Origin of the sequence: Bradyrhizobium sp. C-145 (genome assembly GCF_023375135.1) — a bacterium.
GTDB lineage: Bacteria > Pseudomonadota > Alphaproteobacteria > Rhizobiales > Xanthobacteraceae > Bradyrhizobium > Bradyrhizobium zhanjiangense.
Map to the genome: position 1 here is coordinate 3,896,494 of NZ_CP088150.1, position 20,195 is coordinate 3,916,688.

At 64.0% G+C, this 20,195-nt stretch carries 17 protein-coding genes; 10 read left to right on the forward strand and 7 right to left on the reverse strand.

Annotated elements, in window-relative coordinates; all coding sequences use genetic code 11:
- Positions 1 to 43: 43 nt before the first annotated feature.
- The 3 genes from LRP30_RS18030 (at position 44) to LRP30_RS18040 (ending at position 2,648) form a co-directional block, all read left to right on the forward strand.
- Positions 44 to 1,543: a leucyl aminopeptidase gene (locus tag LRP30_RS18030; RefSeq protein ID WP_249761232.1), complete on the forward strand. Its 1,500-nt coding sequence runs from the start codon at positions 44 to 46 to the stop codon at positions 1,541 to 1,543.
- Positions 1,540 to 1,992 (forward strand): DNA polymerase III subunit chi, encoded by a 453-nt coding sequence (locus tag LRP30_RS18035; protein WP_128941870.1) that lies wholly within the window; start codon positions 1,540 to 1,542, stop codon positions 1,990 to 1,992. Before LRP30_RS18030 ends, LRP30_RS18035 begins: the two co-directional genes overlap by 4 nt.
- 164 nt (positions 1,993 to 2,156) lie before the next feature.
- Positions 2,157 to 2,648: a hypothetical protein gene (locus tag LRP30_RS18040; RefSeq protein ID WP_164935075.1), complete on the forward strand. Its 492-nt coding sequence runs from the start codon at positions 2,157 to 2,159 to the stop codon at positions 2,646 to 2,648.
- Positions 2,649 to 2,859: 211 nt separating this feature from the next.
- On the opposite strand, the gene LRP30_RS18045 is transcribed toward LRP30_RS18040, so the two are convergent.
- On the reverse strand, positions 2,860 to 3,780 hold the full coding sequence (locus tag LRP30_RS18045; protein ID WP_128934249.1) for a LysR family transcriptional regulator: 921 nt from the start codon (positions 3,778 to 3,780) through the stop codon (positions 2,860 to 2,862).
- 126 nt (positions 3,781 to 3,906) lie between these two features.
- On the opposite strand from LRP30_RS18045, the gene leuC reads away from it, so the two are divergent.
- The 4 genes from leuC (at position 3,907) to LRP30_RS18065 (ending at position 8,411) form a co-directional block, all read left to right on the forward strand.
- Positions 3,907 to 5,331, forward strand: a complete 1,425-nt coding sequence (gene leuC / locus LRP30_RS18050; RefSeq protein ID WP_249761233.1) for a 3-isopropylmalate dehydratase large subunit — start codon at positions 3,907 to 3,909, stop codon at positions 5,329 to 5,331.
- Positions 5,328 to 5,936: a 3-isopropylmalate dehydratase small subunit gene (leuD, locus tag LRP30_RS18055; protein ID WP_249761234.1), complete on the forward strand. Its 609-nt coding sequence runs from the start codon at positions 5,328 to 5,330 to the stop codon at positions 5,934 to 5,936. Before leuC ends, leuD begins: the two co-directional genes overlap by 4 nt.
- A 66-nt stretch (positions 5,937 to 6,002) precedes the next feature.
- Positions 6,003 to 7,325: a 2-hydroxycarboxylate transporter family protein gene (locus tag LRP30_RS18060; RefSeq protein WP_249761235.1), complete on the forward strand. Its 1,323-nt coding sequence runs from the start codon at positions 6,003 to 6,005 to the stop codon at positions 7,323 to 7,325.
- Between the two features lie 195 nt (positions 7,326 to 7,520).
- Positions 7,521 to 8,411, forward strand: a complete 891-nt coding sequence (locus tag LRP30_RS18065) for an alpha/beta hydrolase (RefSeq protein ID WP_249761236.1) — start codon at positions 7,521 to 7,523, stop codon at positions 8,409 to 8,411.
- A gap of 309 nt (positions 8,412 to 8,720) precedes the next feature.
- Here LRP30_RS18065 and LRP30_RS18070 read toward each other — a convergent pair whose 3' ends face one another.
- The 3 genes from LRP30_RS18070 to LRP30_RS18080 form a co-directional block, all read right to left on the reverse strand.
- The gene (locus LRP30_RS18070; protein WP_249761237.1) at positions 8,721 to 10,580 is read right to left on the reverse strand and encodes an ABC-F family ATP-binding cassette domain-containing protein; all 1,860 of its coding nucleotides are present in this window, start codon (positions 10,578 to 10,580) and stop codon (positions 8,721 to 8,723) included.
- A 110-nt stretch (positions 10,581 to 10,690) separates the two neighbouring features.
- Positions 10,691 to 10,864 carry a hypothetical protein gene (locus LRP30_RS18075; protein ID WP_164939730.1) on the reverse strand — a complete coding sequence of 58 codons (174 nt, stop codon included), beginning with the start codon at positions 10,862 to 10,864 and terminating at the stop codon, positions 10,691 to 10,693.
- Positions 10,865 to 11,100: 236 nt separating this feature from the next.
- Positions 11,101 to 11,358 (reverse strand): sulfur globule protein precursor, encoded by a 258-nt coding sequence (locus LRP30_RS18080; RefSeq protein WP_091893003.1) that lies wholly within the window; start codon positions 11,356 to 11,358, stop codon positions 11,101 to 11,103.
- A gap of 311 nt (positions 11,359 to 11,669) precedes the next feature.
- On the opposite strand from LRP30_RS18080, the gene ndk reads away from it, so the two are divergent.
- From ndk to LRP30_RS18095, 3 genes are all read left to right on the forward strand, one after another.
- A complete protein-coding gene (ndk, locus tag LRP30_RS18085) occupies positions 11,670 to 12,092 on the forward strand; it encodes a nucleoside-diphosphate kinase (protein WP_128934245.1) in 423 nt (140 codons plus the stop codon).
- Between the two features lie 44 nt (positions 12,093 to 12,136).
- The gene (locus tag LRP30_RS18090; protein WP_249761238.1) at positions 12,137 to 12,997 is read left to right on the forward strand and encodes a TerC family protein; all 861 of its coding nucleotides are present in this window, start codon (positions 12,137 to 12,139) and stop codon (positions 12,995 to 12,997) included.
- Between the two features lie 723 nt (positions 12,998 to 13,720).
- Complete coding sequence (locus tag LRP30_RS18095) at positions 13,721 to 15,652, forward strand: TonB-dependent siderophore receptor (protein WP_249761783.1); 1,932 nt, start codon at positions 13,721 to 13,723, stop codon at positions 15,650 to 15,652.
- 7 nt (positions 15,653 to 15,659) lie between these two features.
- On the opposite strand, the gene LRP30_RS18100 is transcribed toward LRP30_RS18095, so the two are convergent.
- The 3 genes from LRP30_RS18100 to LRP30_RS18110 are packed head-to-tail and all read right to left on the reverse strand — an operon-like array spanning position 15,660 to position 20,173.
- Positions 15,660 to 15,971, reverse strand: coding sequence for a DUF3240 family protein (locus tag LRP30_RS18100; protein WP_249761239.1), 312 nt, complete (start codon positions 15,969 to 15,971; stop codon positions 15,660 to 15,662).
- On the reverse strand, positions 15,968 to 19,039 hold the full coding sequence (locus tag LRP30_RS18105) for a CusA/CzcA family heavy metal efflux RND transporter (protein WP_249761240.1): 3,072 nt from the start codon (positions 19,037 to 19,039) through the stop codon (positions 15,968 to 15,970). Before LRP30_RS18105 ends, LRP30_RS18100 begins: the two co-directional genes overlap by 4 nt.
- On the reverse strand, positions 19,040 to 20,173 hold the full coding sequence (locus tag LRP30_RS18110) for an efflux RND transporter periplasmic adaptor subunit (RefSeq protein WP_249761241.1): 1,134 nt from the start codon (positions 20,171 to 20,173) through the stop codon (positions 19,040 to 19,042).
- Between the last annotated feature and the right edge of the window lie 22 nt (positions 20,174 to 20,195).

Genomic DNA, 20,195 nt, shown 5'->3' on the forward strand with positions numbered 1-20,195 from the left:
ATCGCCGGACGGCGAAAAGTCCCATGTTTTGGAGAAGTTACCCATGTCCGATGCCATCAAGGTCGGCTTTGTCCCGTTGTCTGCCGCGCCCCGTGGCATCCTGGTCGTGTTCTGCGACGACGGTCTGAAGCTCGGCCCGGCGACGGCCAAGGCGCTCGGCGGCGCCGCTGACCTGGTGAAGCGGGCGGCCTCCGCCGCCGCCTTCAAGGGCAAGAGCGGGGCCGCACTGGACATCCTGGCGCCGGAGGGGGTGAAGGCCACTCGCCTGATCGTGATTGGCGCCGGCAAGGCGGCCAGCCTGAAGGCGAATGATTTCCTCAAATTCGGCGGCGTGGCAGCGAGCAAGCTTCAGGCCGGGACCGCCGCCATGACCATGATGGCGGAGCTGCCCGATGGCGCCATGACGAGCGAGCAGGCGGTCGCGGTCGCCGCGGGCCTGCGGCTGCGCGCCTACAAGTTCGACCGCTACAAGACCAAGAAGAAGGACGGCGAGGAGGGCGGGTCGCGTGCCGATGTCTCGCTTGCGGTCGGCGATGTCACCGCTGCGAAAAAGGCGTTCGCCGCGGCCGGCCACGTCGTCGACGGCGTTGTCATCGCGCGCGACCTCGTCAACGAGCCGCCGAACGTGCTTTTCCCCGAGGAATTCGCGCGCCGCGCCGGCCAACTCCGCAAGCTCGGCGTCAAGGTCGAGGTGCTCGACGTCAAGGCGATGCAGAAGCTCGGCATGGGCGCGCTGCTCGGCGTCGGCCAGGGCTCGATGCGGCCGAGCCGCACCGTGATCATGCGCTGGGACGGGGCCAAGAAAGGCGAGGCGCCCGTCGCCTTCGTCGGCAAGGGCGTCTGCTTCGACACCGGCGGTATTTCGATCAAGCCGGCCGGCAGCATGGAGGACATGAAGGGCGATATGGGGGGAGCTGCCTGCGTCGTCGGCCTGATGCATGCGCTGGCGGCGCGTAAAGCCAAAGTCAATGTGGTCGGCGCCATCGGCCTCGTCGAGAACATGCCCGACGGCAATGCGCAGCGGCCGGGCGACATCGTCACCTCGATGTCGGGCCAGACCATCGAGATCATCAACACCGACGCCGAGGGCCGCCTCGTGCTCGCCGACGTGCTCTGGTACGTGGCGAAGAAGGTGAAGCCGAAATTCATGGTGGACCTGGCGACGCTGACCGGCGCCATCATGGTCGCGCTCGGCACCGAGCATGCCGGAATGTTCTCCAACAATGACGAGCTCGCCGACCGGCTGATCGCGGCCGGCATCGAGAGCGGGGAAAAGGTCTGGCGCATGCCGCTTGGCCCCGAATACGACAAGCTGATCGATTCCCAGTTCGCCGACATGAAGAACACCGGCGGCCGTCACGGCGGCTCGATCACCGCGGCGCAGTTCCTCCAGCGCTTCGTCGACGGCACGCCCTGGGCGCATCTCGATATCGCCGGCACCGCCATGGGTGCGCCAAAGTCCGACATCAACCAGAGCTGGGGAAGCGGCTATGGCGTCCGTCTCCTGGATCGCCTGGTGGCAGATCATTACGAGCGCAAATGACCGAAGTGCTGTTCTACCATCTGCAAAACATGACGGTAGAGAACGTGTTGCCGCCGCTTCTCGAGAAATCGCTGGAGCGCGGCTGGCGCGTCGTGGTGCAGTCGACCTCGGAGGAGCGCGCCGATGCGCTGGACGCGCATTTGTGGACCTATCGCGACGATTCGTTCCTGCCGCACGCGACATGGCGCGTGAACGATGCCGCGGACCAGCCGATCGTGCTGGCGGTCGAGGCGGACAATCCGAACGGCGCCAATGTCCGCTTCCTGGTCGACAGCGCCGCGCTGCCGCAGGACGCGGAGGGCTACGAGCGCATGGTGCTATTGTTCAACGGCGATGATCCGGACGCGCTTGCGCTCGCGCGTAGCGCCTGGACGGATTGCAAGGCGCGGGGATTTGATGTCACCTATTGGCAGGCCGACGAGCGGGGCCGGTGGCAGAAGCGGAATTAGCGCCGTTCGCAATTAATGATAATTTGCACTTTTCGAACGATGCTGGCTTCGGCCACCTTCGTGCCGCAAAGGGATGTTGGGACAATCGTTTAGGGCTGGTCCTTCACGCGGGGAATGAGTTTATCGTGCGACATCAAAAGCTTCCCGGCTCGCTCATGATTGCGTTGGCTGCCGTAGCGCCGCTGGTCGCGGGCTGCTCGGGCGCGAGCGATCTGCTGTCGAAGGACGCAGAATGGTTCCAGAAGCCCGGCCGTCTCTTCATCAAGAATATCTCGATCGAGTCGCCGCCACTCACGCCTGACAAACCGGTGGGAGCCGAGGATCTCGTCAGCGCCGACGGCGCCTGTCCCGGCATGGCACCGCCGCCCGGGCCGGCCGATGCCAATGCATCGACCACGGCACCGGCGCCGATGGGCGGCACGGTCGCGCTCGGCCACACCGAATGCGACGTGGTGCGCGGCATCGGCGCGCCCTCGTCCGTCAACCTCTCCAACGACGCCATCGGCCGCCGCGTCGCCGTCGTGACCTGGACGACCGGTCCGCGCGCCGGCATCTACACATTCACGGCCGGACGCTTGTCCTCGATCGAGGGCAACCCCGAGCCGCAGCCGGTGCCGAAGGCCACCAAGCCGAAGCCGAAGAAGAAGTCGGCGTAAGCGTAACGCTTGCCGTTGAGGTCGCGTGCCCCGGACGCCGCGCAGCACCACAGTGATGCGCCGCTGAGCCGGGGCCCAGACTCGTGGCACGCTGGGTCCCGGCTCTGCGCAGCAGTGCAAAGAGTGCAGCAGCGCGTCCGAGACACGAGAGTGCATTGGAGCATGATCCGGAAAAGTTTGAAGCGGTTTTCCGTCTCTTGACGCAGCTCCTTTAGATCTGACGGCCGCTCCTCGCGATATGCTGCCAAAACGCCTCCGCGGCCTGCGCCAGACGAAGCTTCGGCCGGAACACGTGGATCTCGATCGGCACGAACCATTCCGCCCCGCCTGCTGCGACGATCTCGCCCGAGGCGAGCTGATCGCTGATCAGGCTCTCCGGCAGCCAGGCCATGCCGCGGCCGGCCTGGACCATCGTCACCAGCAGCTTTGCGAGATGAGAGGTAAAGGTTGTGCGCAGATGCGCGTCCAACGGCGACGTCGCGCGCACGGCTTCGAGAATTCGTCCCATGCCAGATTCAGGACGGAAGCTCAGGAACGGGACCGGCGCGGCTTGCGTTCCCGGGAGCTTGAAGCGGGGCTTGCGGCTTCGACTTGAAACCGGCACCGATGCCGGAATCAGCCTGTCGTCCCCGACATGCAGCGAGCGGAAATGCGACGGCGCCAGCGCCGTGGTCGCTGCCGGGTGGTAATGACAGAGCAGGAAGTGCGCATCGCCCGCGAGCAATATCCGCTCACAGGCCTCCATGTGGTTGGCGACCAGCTGCACGTTCGGAACGAACGCCAGCTTGGTCTCGATCCCGCGCAGCCAATCGGGAAAGAAGGTCAGGGACAGCGCGTTGGTCGAGGCGAACTTCAGCACGTCGGAGGCGCCGCGAGCCCGTTCCTGGGCATCGAGCCGGCCGGCCGCAAGCCGGCGCAGAACGTCCTCGGCCGTCTCGCGAAAGCCTTCGCCGGCCGGTGTGAGATTGACGCTGTGCGTCGTGCGGTCCAGCAGCGGCGCCCCGGTCCACACTTCCAGCGCCTGGATCCTGCGGCTCAGCGCAGGCTGCGAGCAATTCCGCTGCTCCGCGGCGCGCGAGAAGCTGCGCGTGGTCGCCACCGCGATGAAGTCGTGCAGCCAGTTGATCTCCATCGCAGGTCTCCTGAATGTATTAGGTGCGCTTATGCATACTTTGCATAACGATATCAGAACACGACATTGGATTTCCAGTGTCGTGGGCGGCACGGTGCAGCAAGTCTTCTCTGGGAGGAAAGCGCGATGGCCGCGCGCACGCTGTACGACAAGCTGGTCGACGCCCATGTCGTCCGCAATCTCGATGATAGCGGTCTCGTGTTGCTCTATGTCGACCGCACCGTGCTCAACGAATACACCAGTCCTCAAGCCTTCGCCGGGCTGCGCGCGGCTGGGCGCAAGGTCTGGAATCCGAAGGCCGCGCTGATGGTCGTCGATCACGTCAACCCGACCGCGGCTCAGCGCACCCGAGCGATGCCGGACCGAGGCGCGGCGCGGCAGGTCGATTACTTCGCCGAGAACGCCAGGGATTTCGGCATCGAATATTTTGATATCCTCGATCCCCGGCAGGGCATCGAGCATGTTGTTGCTCCGGAGCAGGGGCTCGTCATGCCAGGCATGGTGATCGCGGCCGGCGACAGTCACAGCACCGCCTATGGCGCGTTCGGTGCCCTCGGCTACGGTATCGGGACATCCGACATCGAGCACTATCTCGCGACGTCGACGGTACGCTATCGCCGGCTCAAGACGATGCGCATCCACCTGACGGGGGAGGCGCCGCTCGGCGTGACGCCCAAGGACATTGTAATGGAGGTGATCCGGCGGATCGGTGCCGATGGTGCGACCGGATATGCCGTGGAGTTCAGCGGTCCCGTCGTCTCCAACATGAGCGTCGAGGGCAGGATCGTGATCTCGATCATGATCGTCGAGGCGGGTGCGCGCGGCGTCGTGATCGCGCCGGATCAAAAGGTGCTGGATTATCTGAAGGGACGTCCGCGCGCGCCGAAGGGCGAGATGTGGGAGCAGGCGGCCAGGAGCTGGCTGATCCTGGCTTCGGATCCCGACGCTCGGTTCGATCGCGAGATCGCGCTCGAGGTTTCCGAAGTCGCGCCGGTCGTGACCTGGGGCACCAGTCCCGACCAGGCGATCGCCGTCACTGAGACCATTCCCGATCCTGGACAGCAGGCTGCGCCCGAGCGCGAGGCGGCCGCGAGGCGCGCCCTGGACTATATGGGCCTCACGCCCGGCCTGCCCATTCAATCCGTTCCGATCGACTTCGCTTTCATCGGGTCCTGCACGAACGCGCGGATCGAGGATCTGCGCGATGCGGCCGAGATCTTTCGCGGCCGCCGGGTCGCCGATGGCGTGCGTGCGATCGTGGTGCCGGGCTCGACCCAGGTCAGGGCCCAGGCCGAGGCGGAGGGCCTCGCAAAGATGTTCACCGAGGCCGGCGTCGAATGGCGGCAGTCCGGCTGCTCGATGTGCCTTGCGATGAACGACGATGTGCTCAAGCCCGGACAGCGTTGCGCGTCCTCGACCAACCGCAACTTCGAAGGCCGCCAGGGACCGGGCGCGCGCACGCACCTGATGAGCCCGGCCATGGTGGCCGCGGCAGCCGTCACCGGACGCATCACGGATGTGCGTTCTCTCTTGGCAGGAGCACGCCAATGATTCCGTTCGGTCAGGTCACGGGCGTGGCTGCGCCCATGATGGCGCCCAATGTCGACACCGACGTCATCATGCCAAAAATGTTCCTCAAGGGCGTGGACCGCAGCGGCTTGGGCGAGGGCGCCTTCAACCTGCTGCGCTTCAGCGGCGGTAAGCCCAACGCCGACTTCATCCTCAATCGGGAAGGCTATCGCGACGCCAACTTTCTCGTCGTCGGCCCGAATTTCGGCTGCGGGTCGAGCCGCGAGCACGCGGTCTGGGGACTGCAGCAGCTCGGCATTCGCGCGCTGATCGGCACCAGCTTCGCCGGCATCTTCAACGACAATTGCGCCAACAACGGTCTGCTGACGATCTCGCTCGATGCCGATGTGGTGGCGGAGCTCGTCCGCGTCGTGGCCGACAGCTCGCGCAATGACGTCACGATCGACCTTGCTGCGCAATCGATCCGGTTCGATCGCGGTCGCCGCTCGATCGGGTTCGACATCGAGCCGGACAGGAAAGAGGCCTTCCTGACCGGCCGCGATTTCATCGCCTCCACGCTCGTCTTCGCCGACGACATACGCGCCTTCGAGGCGCGGCATCGGGCGGAGAACCCCTGGATCGTCTGACCTGCACGACCTTGCGCGGCTCGAATCCGCGCGCCAACGACAAAACGACAAACAGCGGAGGAAGCTTTGGTAGACACAACATATCGCCCGGCCGAAGCGCCTGGCGCCGTTGCTGCAACACATCTGGCCCGTCTCAAGGTCGGCCCGTTGCCGATCGGCATCTACGTCGCCGCCGCGCTCGTCTGCGCCGCCGCCGTCTATTCCGGCAAGCTGCCGAACGACGTGATCGGCGGCCTTTCGGTCCTGATGCTGCTCGGTTTCCTGCTGGGCAAGCTCGGCCAGACCATTCCGGTGCTGAAGCAGATCGGCGGCACCGCGATCCTGTGTCTATTCGTGCCGTCGGCCCTGGTGAGCTACGGCCTGATGCCAGAAGCCGCCTTGAAGGCGATCACGACCACGTTCCGAACCGCCAACTTTCAGTATTTCTTCATCGCCTGCCTCGTCGCAGGCTCGATCCTCGGCATGTCCTATCGGGTGCTGGTTCAGGGCTTCATTCGGATGTTCGTTCCGCTCCTGATCGGCACGATCGCGGCCGTCACCGCCGGCATCGCCGTCGGGCTTCTGTTCGGCCACAGCCCGAAGGACACGTTCTTCTTTGTCATCATCCCCATCGTCGGCGGCGGTCTTGCGGAAGGTGTCCTGCCGCTGTCCATCGCTTATTCCGAGATGCTGCATCGGTCGCAAGCTGAGCTTGTGGCCCAGATGGTCCCAGCGGCGCTGCTCGGAAACGTCGTCGCGATCGTCAGCGCGGGCCTGCTGGCGCGCCTTGGCGAGATGCGGGCCGACCTCAATGGCAGAGGGATGCTGGTCAAAACCGGAGACGACGACATTCTCGGCGAAGCGCGGCCGGACCAGCCGATCGATCTCGGACTGCTCGGTGCCGGCATAGTGCTGTCGTGCGGCTTATTCGTGCTCGGCATGATTTTGGCGCCGCTCACCGGCATCCCCGGGCCGATCATGATGATCATCGCCGCAGTGGCATTGAAGCTGACCAGGTTGCTACCGGCCGAGATGGAGCTCGGCGCCTATCAGATCAACAAGTTCATGTCGACCAACCTTACTTTCGCGATCCTGGTGGCGATGGGGACATTGCTGGTCTCATGGCAGCAGCTCGTTGCCTCCTTCAATCCAGGCTACATCATGATCTGCACGACCACGGTGCTGGCGATGATCGTGTCAGGTTTCTTCGTCGGCAAGTGGCTGAACATGTATCCGGTGGAGGCGGCGATCGTCACCGCCTGCCACTCGGGCCTCGGGGGCACCGGCGACGTCGCCATTCTTGGCGCCGCGGATCGCATGGGCCTGATGGCGTTCGCCCAGATCGCCACCCGCGTCGGCGGCGCGATCATGATCGTGATCGCGACACTCTTGATGAAGTCGCTGTCCTGATACGGGCCGCGGCCTTCGCGCAGGACGAATGTTCCAGGGGAGATCTCAATGCTCGAATTCGAACAGATTGAATCATGCTCCGATCGATCAGAGACCGGGTTGACGCGCCGCCATCTGATGTCGATCGCGTTGACAACCGGTGCCCTCGGTTCGGCCATATTGGCGCCGGGTACTTTCGCTCAGGAGAATAATGCCGTGACGACCAGCGCGCTGCAAAAGTTGCTACCGGGGTTTCGACAGAAGCGCCTGAAGACCAGCGGGGCCGAGATCAACGCGCTCGTGAAGGGCGAGGGGCCGCCGCTGCTGTTGCTGCACGGACACCCGCAGACATTGGCGTGCTGGCACAAGATCGCCCCCAAGCTCGCGGAGCGCTTTACCGTGGTGCTGACCGATCTGCGCGGCTACGGCGACTCGAGCAAGCCCGACGGCGGCAAGGACAGTATCGCATATTCCAAGCGGGAGATGGCGCGGGATCAGGTCGAAGTGATGCGCGCGCTCGGTTTTGACCGCTTCCAGGCTGTCGGCCACGATCGCGGCGGGCGCGTTCTGCATCGTCTGATGCTCGATCATCCGGACACCGTCTCCAGCGCGGTCCTGCTCGACATCGCGCCAACCGCGACGATGTACGCCAAGGTGAACAAGGAGTTCGCTACGCGATATATGTGGTGGTTCTTTCTGATTCAGCCGGCGCCGCTTCCGGAAACCTTGATCGGCAACAATCTCGAATTCTATCTGCAGACCCATATCAACAAGCAGAACAAGACGCCGGGCGCCATCGACCCGGTTGCACTCGAAGAGTATCGCCGGTGCTACACCCGCGAGACGCTGCATGCCGTCTGCGAGGATTATCGCGCCGCTGCCGGCATCGACCTGATCCACGATGAGGCGGATTCCGACAAGCGAATCGGTTGCCCGCTGCTCGTGCTGTGGGGCGGCAAGGGAGTTGTCGGGTCGAGCTACGACGTACTCGACACATGGCGCGCCAAGGCCAAGGACGTGCGAGGCGGAAGCCTGCCTTGCGGCCATTATCTGCCGGAAGAAGCACCTGAGTTGCTCCTCGAGCAGCTCAATGCCTTCTTGGCGTAACGACGGCGACGCGTCTCGGCAGCGGTCTCCAGGATCGCTCGTCGGTCTATCTCACGCTCATGATGCTGGGTGGCTCGCTGCCCGGCGAGTCCTCTGAGTGCCGCTTTCCCGGAGGCGCTGGTCCTCTTCAGGGAGGTGCTTGCGGGTCGAAGCCCTGCCGGCATTTGCGCCGGCAACGCCGCAATTGGCTTGCCAATCGACCTCACAAAAGGAAATTTGATTCAATCGCTAAGGGCAAGGTGCTTTAATACCGGTACTGTGCATGGGGTTGTTTTGCCGGTTTTGATGCAGCCAATCGCGTCGGGAGGGTCAACCCGCCGCCTCGTCGAACTGCGTGCTCGCCTCCAGCCATTGCTCTTCCGCACGCGCCAGCGCATCGGCGGCATTGGCGCGCGCCTTTGACAGTTGCGCGGCCTGCTTGGGATCGCGGGTGAAGATGTCGGGCAGGGCGAGGGCCGTGTCGATCTTGGTGATGATCTCGCTGACGCGGGCGATCTCGGCTTCGGCTTCCGCGATGCGCTTCTTCAGCGAGCCGCGATTGTCCGACTTCGGGCGCTGCGGCTTTTCGTTTGCGGGACTGCGCTCGCGTGGGGCTTCGGCGTTGCGCGCGGACAGCACCAGGCGGCGGTACTCGTCGAGGTCGCCGTCGTAATTGGTCACGGTGCGATCGGCGACGATCCAGAGCCGTTCGGCGCAGGCCTCGATCAAGTAGCGGTCATGCGAGACCATGATCACAGCGCCGGGAAATTCGTTGATCGCCTCGGCAAGCGCGGCGCGGCTGTCGATGTCGAGATGGTTGGTCGGCTCGTCCAAAATGATCATGTTGGGGCCGAAGAAGGTCGCAAGGCCCAACAGCAGCCGCGCCTTCTCGCCGCCCGACAATTTTCCGGCTTTGGTGTCGGCGGCCTTGCCGGAGAAGCCGATCGCGCCGGCGCGGGCCCGCACCTTGGCTTCGGGCGCATCGCCCATCAGCTTGCGCACGTGATCGTAGGCGGACGCGTCCTCGTTCAGCTCGTCGAGCTGGTGCTGGGCGAAATAGGCGATCGACAGCTTGTCCGCGCGGGTCACCTTGCCGGAGAACGACGCGAGGCGTCCGGCCAGCAGCTTGACCAGCGTCGACTTGCCGTTGCCGTTGGCGCCGAGTAGCGCGATGCGGTCGTCATTGTCGATGCGCAGGGTGATGCGGTTCAGCACAGGCGTTGCCGGATCGTAGCCGACCGAAGCATTGTCGACGGCGATGATCGGCGGCGACAGGATTTTTTCCGGTGCCGGAAAGCTGATCTCGCGCACGTCCTCGGTGACCAGCGCGGTGATCGGCTTCAGCCGCTCCAGCATCTTGACGCGGGATTGCGCCTGGCGCGCCTTGGAGGCCTTGGCCTTGAAGCGATCGACGAAGGCCTGCAGCCGCGCGCGTTCGGCCTCCTGGCGCTTGACCTGCTTGGCATCGAGCAATTCGCGCGCGGCGCGCTGCTCCTCGAAGGAGGAATAGGTGCCCTTGTAGAGCGTGAGCTTGCCGCGCTCCAGATGCAGGATCTGGTCGACCGAGCTTTCCAGGAGGTCGCGGTCGTGGCTGATCACGATCACCGTGCGCGGATAATGCGCGAGGTGATCCTCCAGCCACAGCGTGCCTTCGAGATCGAGATAGTTGGTGGGCTCGTCGAGCAGCAACAGGTCCGGAGCTGCGAACAGCGTCGCGGCGAGCGCGACGCGCATGCGCCAGCCGCCGGAGAATTCGGCACAGGGGCGGAGCTGATCGGCGGCGGAGAAGCCGAGGCCGGAGAGGATCGCGGCCGCACGGCTCGGCGCCGAATGCGCGTCGATGTCGACGAGCCGGGTCTGGATCTCGGCGATCCGGTGCGGATCGGTCGCGTGCTCGGCCTCGGCGAGCAGCGCCTCGCGTTCGAGGTCGGCCTTAAGCACGACGGAGATCAGGCTTTCGGGGCCGTTCGGGGCCTCTTGCGCGAGACTGCCGACGCGCCAGCGCGGCGGCAGCGTCACCGAGCCGTGCTCGGTCGCGAGCTCGCCGCGGATCACCTTGAACAGGGTCGACTTGCCGGTGCCGTTGCGTCCGACCAGACCAACGCGCGAGCCGGGCGTGATCTGCACGGAACTCTGGTCAATCAGAAGGCGTCCGGCGAGGCGGATGGAGAGATCGGTGATGGACAGCATGCGGCCTTGTCACCGCAAGGCGCGACGAACGCAACCCGTTTTTCCGTGGTTATCGCTCGAGAATGATCCTGTCGGAAAACCGCTTCACACTTTTCCGGATCATGCGCAGGTCAGTGCGATTCGCGCTCGCGCTGCTTCAATTCGTTGAGCAGCTGCTCGAGGTGCGTCGGGAGGTGAGGATCGGGGCGCAGATTCTGCTGAAGCCGCTCGCCCACGGCATCGCAAATCGAGCGGCTGGTGCGCCGGTCGATCTGTACGCTGTCATTGGCAAAGGGCCCAGCCATCGCGAGGTTCCATGCTCTTAAAGTAAAGACACGGTACCAAGTCATTGCCCCCAAAATGGTTTCGCTGCTTGCGGGGAATGTCTGAAATTCTCGTCAAAGTTGTATGAATCGCCCCATGTCCGCCCAAACAAGAGGCCCCGGCGGGGGGGGGGAACGCCGGGGCCTCTCCTGAAGGGGGCCTTGGGGGGCATAGGACCCCTTTTGTCAGGAAGGTGCTTTGGAAGGTGCTGTCGGGCTCAGTAGCAGCGGTTGATCAGCCGCCAGCGGGGTCCCCAGGGGGTCGGGACCAGCCGGCGCACATAGCAGCCGCCATAACCGTAGGAGACGGGGCCGCCGACATAGAAGCGCGGTCCGCCCCAGCCGTGGTGCCAGCCGCCTCCGTGCCAGCCTCCGCCGTGCCAGCCGCCATGCCAGTGAGCGGAGGCGGAGGTCGGCGCCAGCGCAGCACCGAGCGCGACCGCAGCAACGGCGGCAAGCGAAAGTTTCCTCAACATGGTGATCTCCTCAAAACTGCCGGCGCGGGCCTGTCGCGTCGATGGAAAGGCCGCCGAAACGGTCTGCCTCACAATCAGGCTTGGGTTTCGATGGGCCTGACCTTACGCCCGCGAAGCTGAACCGAACCCTGACGGGGGTTTCAGGATCGGTTCATCTGGGTGAAATCGTTGTAATCAGCTGAAATCGCGGGTTACGACGCCTGCGGCGAAGCGCCCATGCGGCCGCCTCGGCGGTCGCTTGCCGTCCGGCAAAGGCGCCGATATAAGCCCGGCAACTCCGAACCACCGCATTCCTTCCAAGGACAAGACTTATGGCCATCGAACGCACTTTCTCGATCATCAAGCCCGACGCGACCGAGCGTAACCTGACCGGCGCGGTCAACGCCGTGATCGAGAAGGCGGGCCTGCGCATCGTCGCGCAGAAGCGCATCCGCATGACCAAGGACCAGGCCGAGACCTTCTATGCAGTCCACAAGGCGCGCCCGTTCTTCGGCGAACTCGTCGACTTCATGACCTCGGGTCCGGTCGTGGTGCAGGTGCTGGAAGGCGAGGGCGCGATCGCCAAGTACCGCGAGGTGATGGGTGCGACCGATCCGGCCAAGGCTGCCGAGGGCACCGTCCGCAAGCTCTATGCCAAATCGATCGGCGAGAATTCGGTGCACGGCTCGGATGCGCCGGAGACGGCTGTAATCGAGATCGCGCAGTTTTTCTCGGGCAACGAGATCGTCGGCTGATCCATCAGCCGATAAGTTAGGACGACGGGGCGAAAGGACGTATTGTGAACTGGCTCTGGCAGATCTTCGATCCCGCGACGATCGGGGCGTTCTTCACCCAGTTTCGCAACGAGATGGCTGAACCGACCTTCTGGATCGCGGTCGGCAAGATCATCTGGATCAACATCCTGCTCTCCGGCGACAACGCGCTGGTGATTGCGCTCGCCTGCCGCGGCCTCAAGCCGCGGCACCGGCTGTGGGGCATGATCTTCGGCGCGGGCGCCGCGGTGATACTGCGGATCATCTTCACCGGCATCGTCGCGAGCCTGATGGGGCTGCCCTACCTGAAGCTCGTCGGCGGTCTCGCGCTGATCGTGATCGCGGCAAAACTGCTGGTGCCCGAAAACGAGGACGAGGATGACGTCGAGTCCGCCTCGCATCTGTTGCAGGCTGTCCAGATCGTCGTGGTCGCCGACATCGTCATGAGCCTGGACAACGTCATTGCGGTGGCTGCTGCCGCCAATGGCAGCGTACCGCTGTTGATCCTTGGCCTCGCCATCAGCGTGCCGCTGATCGTCGCTGGTGCCGCGCTGATCATGGCGCTGCTCGCAAAGCTGCCGGTCCTGGTCTGGGCCGGCGCGGCGCTGCTCGGCTGGATCGCGGGCGAGGTGATTGCGACCGATCCCGGCGTCGCACCGAAGCTGCACATGCTGTTCGACGGCCCGCTCGGCGCCTCGCTGGACAGCGTGCTCGGCGCACTTCGCATCCCGCCGCAGTTCGCCCATGGCGGCGGAGGCGGCGAATATTTCTGCGCCGCGCTCGGCGTCGTTGTCGTGCTGGTCGTCGGCGCCATCTGGCGCCGGCGCAGCCTGAGCGCGGCCGCGCTCGAATCCTCCGAGGGGCACGCCAAGGCCTCGGCAAAGTAACTTCGACGCTCTGATCGGTCTTGCTTTTCCCTCCAGCGATGAGAGGTGAGCACCGATCGGCTCAGCGCATGAGCCGAGTTTCCATCATCGCGTTCGTACAACCGCGCGCATTGTGTTCGCAGCAGGCCTTACGCTGCGCGGTAGTACGCAGCGCGCTTGGGCGTTGCGTGCGGTGACTCTTCCTTCGCAGCCGACGCGCGATTTAGAGGTTGTCTTATTATAAACTATTGAAAATAAAGAGTGCTTTCGTTGACTCAACGAAGGTTCCCACGGCACGTCCCTCCGACGTTCATGTTCATGAAATCGGAAGCTGGTGCGATGCCGTCGAGAGTGATTTGCCGTCCTGTTGCTGTTCTTGCCGCTAGCATCAAAACATTTCTGATGTGCTCCAGCCCGAGAGCCTTCGCGGTCTCCGTGGTCTCCATTGCCTTGTTCAGCGACGGCATTCTGCACGGCACCGACGCGCAAAGCGCTGTGCCGGAGACGGAGCGGGGAAGCACGTTGCCGGCGGTGACCGTCACCGCAGATGCGCCGAAGCCGCGCGCACGTCCACGCTCCAATCCAGGCCGAAGGGCTGGCCGTAGCGCGCCTGCGAACGAGCGGGCCAAGTTGCAAGCGGAAGCAACCCCCACGGCTGCGAGGCCGGGCGCACTTCCGCCGTCCTACGCGGGCGGGCAAGTCGCCCGCGGCGGCCAGGTCGGCTTGCTGGGCAACAAGGATTTCATGGATACGCCGTTCAACATCACGAGCTACACGGCGAAGAAGATTGAAGATCAACAGGCCACCACGGTCGCTGACGTCGTCAGCAACGACCCTTCGGTCCGTTTTACCGGTCAGACCGGTGGCATTCTCGACTCCTTCTTCATCCGCGGCTTTCCGATCGGGGAGGGGAATGTCGGAGAAATTGCCTTCAATGGCGTCTATGGCGTTGCACCGAACTACCGGGTGTTCACCGATTACGTCGAGCGCATCGAAATCATCAAAGGCCCGACAGCGTTGCTTTACGGCATGGCGCCAAACAGCAGCGTCGGGGGCACCATCAACATCGTTCCAAAGCGTGCTGGGGATGTCGATCTCACCCGGGTCACGACCGACTACGCGACAAATACCCAGCTCGGCACGCATCTCGACGTAAGCCGCCGGTTCGGCGAGAACCGCGAATTCGGCATTCGCGTCAACAGCAGCTATCACAATGGCGATACACCGCTGGACAACCAGACCCGGGAGGCGCATGTCGGCGCCGCGGCGTTCGACTATCGCGGCGAGAAGTTCAGAGCTTCGCTCGACTTCATCGATCAGGAGGAAAAGTTCGACGCGCCCACGAGGCCGTTTCTGGTCGCAACAGGCGTCGCGGTTCCGACAGCGCCGGTCGGGCGGCGCAATGTCACGCAGTCTTGGGAATGGGCCAAAGTTCACGACAACTCGCTGCTGGGGCGCGCCGAATACGATGTGACGGACTCCGTGACGGTGTTCGCCGACGGCGGTGGCGGCAGGACCCAGGTCGATCGTCTGTTTGGGACGCCGACGATCCTGAACGCGGCAGGCAACACCACTTCGGCGCCGGGGCATTTCAAATTTGATATCGACAGGAACGTGGCCGATGCCGGTGTGCGTGCCCGGCTCGAAACAGCCGCGATCAGTCACGCCGTGACCTTCCAGGGCAGCTACTACACGGATCAGATCTCGCGCGGCTCTGTGTCCGGGACGCCGGTGTTGTCCAACATCTATGCGCCGATCGCTCGTCCCGAGCAGCTCGTTCCGGCTCCCGCGACTGTACCGAAGCTGTCGGATACCGAGCTGACCGGCCTTGCGCTGGCCGACACCATGTCGATTTTCCAGGAGCGCCTTCAGCTGACCGTGGGCGTCAGGCAACAGGGCGTCAAGTCGAACAACTACAACACCAGCACGGGCGCCGTTACGTCCGCCTACGACCAGACGGCGCTCACGCCGATGGTCGGCGTGGTCGTCAGGCCCTGGAGCAACGTTTCGCTGTACGCCAACTACATCGAAGGGCTCAGCAAAGGCGACATCGCACCGGCGAAGACGAGCAATGAAGGAGAAGTCCTTGCGCCGTATTTCAGCAAGCAGAAGGAAGCAGGCGTCAAGATCGATTTCGGCATGCTCGCGACCACGATCAGCCTGTTCGAGATCACCAAGCCGTCGGCACAGCTGGGGGCCGACAACGTCTTTCGGGCCGACGCCGAACAGCGCAATCGCGGCGTGGAATTCACCGTGTTCGGAGAAGTGCAGCCGGGCATTCGCGTGCTTGGCGGCGTGACGTTGATCGACGCGGAGCTGACAAAGACGAGCACGTTAGCCAATCTCGGCAAGACGCCGATCGGTGTGCCTCAGGTGCAAGCCAATCTGTCCGCCGAATGGGACACGCCGTTCGCACCCGGACTGACGCTGGTCGCAAACACCATCTATACCGGGCACCAATATCTGGATGGGGCAAACACGCAAGTTATTCCGGCCTGGACCAGGCTCGATCTAGGTGCGCGCTACACCACGCGCATCAACAACCGACCCGTCACGCTCCGGGCCCTGGTCCAGAACGTGTTCGATACCAATTACTGGGCTGGCGTGGCGAGCTTCTCCGCGTTGGCGCAAGGCACGCCGCGAACCCTGCTATTGTCGATGTCGACCGATTTTTGAGGTGGTTTCAATCGATCGTGCCGAATTCCGTCACGGGCATCGTCCAATAGACGAGTTTGGTTCCGGCAAATGAAACTTGCAGCCGGTCGAGCAAGCTGCTGGCGTTTCTCTCTGCCAGGATCATCTGCACGGCGGTCTGATCGGCATGGCCCTTTACGCGTTCGGCGGCCGTCTGCAATCGAACGTCTGCGCCGTGACCGGCTCCGTCCGATGCCGTGAAGCCCGAAACGAGGTCGCTCTGTTCGGTGAGATAGTCGAGCACCTCGTCGCGGAGCTGACGCGGCACAATCAGTATGAGACAGAAGGGCTGATCGGTCATTTCGCCCTCTTCGACGTTGCATAGCGGCGATACAGGATCGGCAGGAGAATCAGAGTGAGCAGGGTGGAGGACAACAGCCCTCCGATCACGACGACCGCAAGCGGTCGCTGCACTTCGGACCCTGGCCCGGACGCGAACAGAAGCGGGATCAAGCCAAGCGCCGTGATGCTCGCGGTCATCAGCACCGGTCGAAGCCTGCGCATGGCACCCTCGACGACGATACGATCCTCGCTGAGGCCATGGGAGCGGAGTTGATTGAAGTAAGACACCAGGACGATGCCATTGAGGACGGCGATGCCGAGCAGCGCGATGAATCCGACCGAGGCCGGCACCGAGAGGTACTCACCCGTCAGGACCAGGGCGAAGACGCCCCCGATCAGGGAGAAGGGAATGTTGATCAGCACCAGCAAGGCCTGCCCAATGGCGCCGAATGTGGTGAAGAGCAGCAGGAAGATGAGACAGATCGCGACCGGGACCACGATGGACAGGCGTGCGGCGGCGCGTTGCTGGTTCTCGAACTGGCCGCCCCACGTCAGCCGGTAGCCGTTCGGGAGCGGAAGTTCGGCCGCAACCTTCTGGCGGGCCGCTTCGACGAAACCGACCATGTCGCGGCCGCGGATGTTGGCACGAACGACACTCATGCGCGCGCCATCTTCGCGGTCGATCTTCACCGGCCCATCCACGCGTTGGATTCGCGCGACCTGCGACAGCGCGACATGCTGTCCGGAAGCGAGCGTCAGCGGCAGGCTTGCCAGCAGCGTCGGCGCCTCCCGGGTCGTCTCGCTGCCGCGGACGAGAATCGGTGTGCGGCGTCCTTCCTCGAGCGCGGTCCCGATCGTTCGGCCCTCGATCTGGGTACGGAGCGAGTTGACGATGGAATCCACGGTCAGGCCGAGGCGGCCGGCCTCCATGCGATTGACCGCAACCGTGTAATATTGAGCGCCTTCGTTCAGCGTGTTGTAGACGTCCTCGGCACCGTCGATGCTGGACAGGATGGCAGACAGCTTGGCCGCGGCTTCGTTCAGCCTGGCGATGTCGGGGCCGAAGATCTTGACTGCGACGTCGCCACGCACGCCGCTGATCATCTCCTGCACGCGCATGTCGATGGGTTGGGTAAAGCTGAGCGAGATGCCGGGAAAGCCGGTCAGAACCTCGCGGAGCTTCTGCAGCAGGGCTTCCCGATTGCCGGTCTGCCTCTCGGCGGCCGGCTTGAGCACGAGGAACGTGTCGGTCTGGTTAGGTCCCATGGGATCGAGGCCAAGCTCGTCCGACCCGGTCCGCGCGACGATGCCGGCAATGTCCGGCACGGCCAGAAGTGCTTTCTGGAGCCGCGCATTCATCGCAAGCGACTCGTCGAGGTTGACGGAAGGCAACGTCTCTATGCTCACAATGACGTCGCCTTCGTCCATCGTTGGCATGAAGGTCTTGCCGAGCTTGGTATAGGCGAATCCCGCAGCGAGCAGGCCGATCAGTGCTGCAGCCATCACCTTGCGCTCGTTCTTCAGGGCCCAGTTCAATGCAGGCGCGTAGACCCGTTGCGCCGCACGGACCAGAATGGGGTCGCGATGTGAGGCGGACGTCAGCACATAGGAAGCCATGACCGGGACCACGGTGAGCGCCAGCAGCAGTGAACCGGCGAGTGCGAAGATGATGGCCAGCGCGACCGGGATGAATAGCTTCCCCTCCAATCCCTGCAGCGTCAGCAGGGGTATGAACACGATGATGATGATGAGGACGCCTGAGGCGACCGGTTCCAGGACTTCGCCAACTGAACGGTACACCAGGTGGATCAGCGGAGCAGCTTTGCTCGGTTCGTGCTTGCCGAGGTTGCCGACGATGTTCTCGACCACGACGACCAGCGCGTCGATCAACATGCCGATCGCGATCGCAAGTCCGCCGAGGCTCATCAGGTTGGCCGACATCCCCGCCACGCGCATGACGATCAATGAGATGACGATGGCCATCGGCAGGGTGAGCGCGATCACCAGCGAGGCCCGCCAGTTGCCGAGGAAAAGCAGCAGGAGAACGATGACGAGGGCGGTGGCCTCGCCGAGCGCTCGCACCACGGTACCGACGGCGCGGTTGACCAGGCGGCTGCGGTCGTAAAACACGTTGATGGAGACGCTTTTCGGCAGTGAGGGTTGCAACTCGGCGAGCCGGGCACGTACGTCGCGGACGAGCTGACCCGCGTCGGCACCGCGCAAGCCGAGGACGAGCCCCTCGACGGTCTCGCCGCTGCCGTCCGACGTGACTGCGCCATAGCGGGTCAGCGTCCCGACTTTGACGCTCGCCACGTCGTTGACCAGGATCGGCACGCCCTCGCGGGTGTCGACGACGATGGCCTTGATGTCCTCGATCGATCGGATGCTGCCCTCGATCCGAACCAAGGAGCTGTCCTCGCCCTGGTTCACCCGTCCGGCGCCGTCATTGCGACTGTTGGCTTCGATGGCGCGGCGAAACAGGTCGTAGGAAATGCCGCGCGCGGCGAGCGCATCATTCCGCGGCACGATCTCGAAGGCGCGGACGTAGCCGCCGAGCGCATTGACGTCCGCAACGCCGGTGACCGTCCGCAGCGCGGGACGGATCACCCAATCAAGCAAAGTCCGGCGCTCGGCGAGCGAAAGCTCGGGACTGTCGATCGTGAACATGAACATCTCGCCGAGGGGGCTCGTGATCGGCGCAAGACCTCCGCTCACCCCGTCTGGGAAAACACGCGCGATGTTCGATAGCCGCTCCGATACCTGGTTGCGCGCCCAGTAGATGTCAGTACCGTCCTCGAAATCGACGGTAATGTCGGCCAGTGCATATTTCGTGGTCGAACGAAGGACCTTCTTGTTCGGCAATCCAAGCAGTTCGAGCTCGACGGGGACCGTGATGTGTTGCTCGACCTCTTCGGGCGTCAGGCCCGGCGCCTTCATGATGATCTTGACCTGAACCGGTGAGACGTCGGGAAACGCGTCGATCGGCAGGCCGTGCAGGAGGACGCCGCCGGCACCGACCAACAGCAACACACTCAGCAGGACGAACAGTCGCTGCGAAAGCGCGAACGCGACCAGGCGCCGGAGCATCTATTGCCCCAGTCCCGAGAGAATGCCGCGAAGCGCCGAGATACCGCCGATCGCGATCTGGTCCTGGTCCGTGATGGGACCGGACACCACCACATGGTCCTGATCTTCCGCAACCAGCTTGACCGGGACCAGCCGGAAGCCGCCGGCTATGGCAGCGAACACCGAGGTCTGTTCGCCCCGCCGCACCAGCCCAGAGTAGGGAATCTCCCACGCGCTTTCGCCGGCGGAGAGAAAGCCGATGCGGGCAGCGGCGGTCTGACCGGGATGCAGCTCTCCGTCGTTAGGGATTTCCGCGCGAACCAAAATGGTCTGAGTGGCAGGGTCGATGGTTTCGGAGACCAGCACGACCTTGCCGGGGGTAGGATAGCCCTCGATCTCGACTTTCGCGCCGGTGCGGATTGCTCGAATATTGGCTGCAGGAACCGCGATCTCCGCCCAGAGCGGTGAGAGTCGCGCCAGCTTGACGAGCGGCGCAGATTGTTCCAGCCGCTGCCCTGGCGATACCGTGATCTCGACCACGGATGCGGTTTGCGGTGCGTTGACCGTGAGCGTCGCGCTGATTGCCGCTTCCTGGGCTAGCCGAGAAATGGCATCGTCGGACATCCCGCTCAGATGCAGCATCTGTCGCCGCTCGGCGACCACGAGAGCGGCTTGGCGCGCTTCGGTCTGGCTGGCTTCCAGCACACGCTGCGGCACGGCCTTGCCCTCGAACAGATCGATGTTCCGCTTGAGCTGCTGGCTGGCGAGAAGCTCCTGTGCGATCGCGTGCAAATAGTCGCGTTGCTGAGAGACGAAACTTGGACTTTCCAGGGTGACCAGCGGCTGACCGGCAGAGGCGCGGTCACCGCGCCCGACGAGGAGATTGGCGACCATGCCGGCCACGGGCGCGCTGACGACCCACATTTGCTGCGTGGGGATGACGATCTGGACGGGGTAGGGCAGCGTCAGATCGGTTCGGATCGCGACCGGGTGGGTCACGCGCACGCCGAGATTCCGCGCCTGCGCATCGCTCAGCTTCAGCTCGTCCTGGGCGTTCGGCGCCGAAGACCACAAGCTCAGTGCAAGCGCCAGGAGAGCGCGGGCACACGCGCTCCGAGCAAGGCTCGGAAGGAATATCCAATGGTGGAATTGCATGATGGATATGGCCCGAAACGCC

What these genes read in the sequence shown, in the direction of transcription:
- LRP30_RS18075 (WP_164939730.1), bottom strand. Translation starts at nt 10,864, where the DNA reads ATGGCTGGGCCCTTTGCCAATGACAGCGTACAGATCGACCGGCGCACC.
- LRP30_RS18070 (WP_249761237.1), bottom strand. Translation starts at nt 10,580, where the DNA reads ATGCTGTCCATCACCGATCTCTCCATCCGCCTCGCCGGACGCCTTCTG.
- LRP30_RS18095 (WP_249761783.1), top strand. Translation starts at nt 13,721, where the DNA reads ATGGATACGCCGTTCAACATCACGAGCTACACGGCGAAGAAGATTGAA.
- leuC (WP_249761233.1), top strand. Translation starts at nt 3,907, where the DNA reads ATGGCCGCGCGCACGCTGTACGACAAGCTGGTCGACGCCCATGTCGTC.
- LRP30_RS18110 (WP_249761241.1), bottom strand. Translation starts at nt 20,173, where the DNA reads ATGCAATTCCACCATTGGATATTCCTTCCGAGCCTTGCTCGGAGCGCG.
- LRP30_RS18035 (WP_128941870.1), top strand. Translation starts at nt 1,540, where the DNA reads ATGACCGAAGTGCTGTTCTACCATCTGCAAAACATGACGGTAGAGAAC.
- leuD (WP_249761234.1), top strand. Translation starts at nt 5,328, where the DNA reads ATGATTCCGTTCGGTCAGGTCACGGGCGTGGCTGCGCCCATGATGGCG.
- LRP30_RS18100 (WP_249761239.1), bottom strand. Translation starts at nt 15,971, where the DNA reads ATGACCGATCAGCCCTTCTGTCTCATACTGATTGTGCCGCGTCAGCTC.
- LRP30_RS18045 (WP_128934249.1), bottom strand. Translation starts at nt 3,780, where the DNA reads ATGGAGATCAACTGGCTGCACGACTTCATCGCGGTGGCGACCACGCGC.
- LRP30_RS18030 (WP_249761232.1), top strand. Translation starts at nt 44, where the DNA reads ATGTCCGATGCCATCAAGGTCGGCTTTGTCCCGTTGTCTGCCGCGCCC.
- LRP30_RS18080 (WP_091893003.1), bottom strand. Translation starts at nt 11,358, where the DNA reads ATGTTGAGGAAACTTTCGCTTGCCGCCGTTGCTGCGGTCGCGCTCGGT.
- LRP30_RS18105 (WP_249761240.1), bottom strand. Translation starts at nt 19,039, where the DNA reads ATGCTCCGGCGCCTGGTCGCGTTCGCGCTTTCGCAGCGACTGTTCGTC.
- ndk (WP_128934245.1), top strand. Translation starts at nt 11,670, where the DNA reads ATGGCCATCGAACGCACTTTCTCGATCATCAAGCCCGACGCGACCGAG.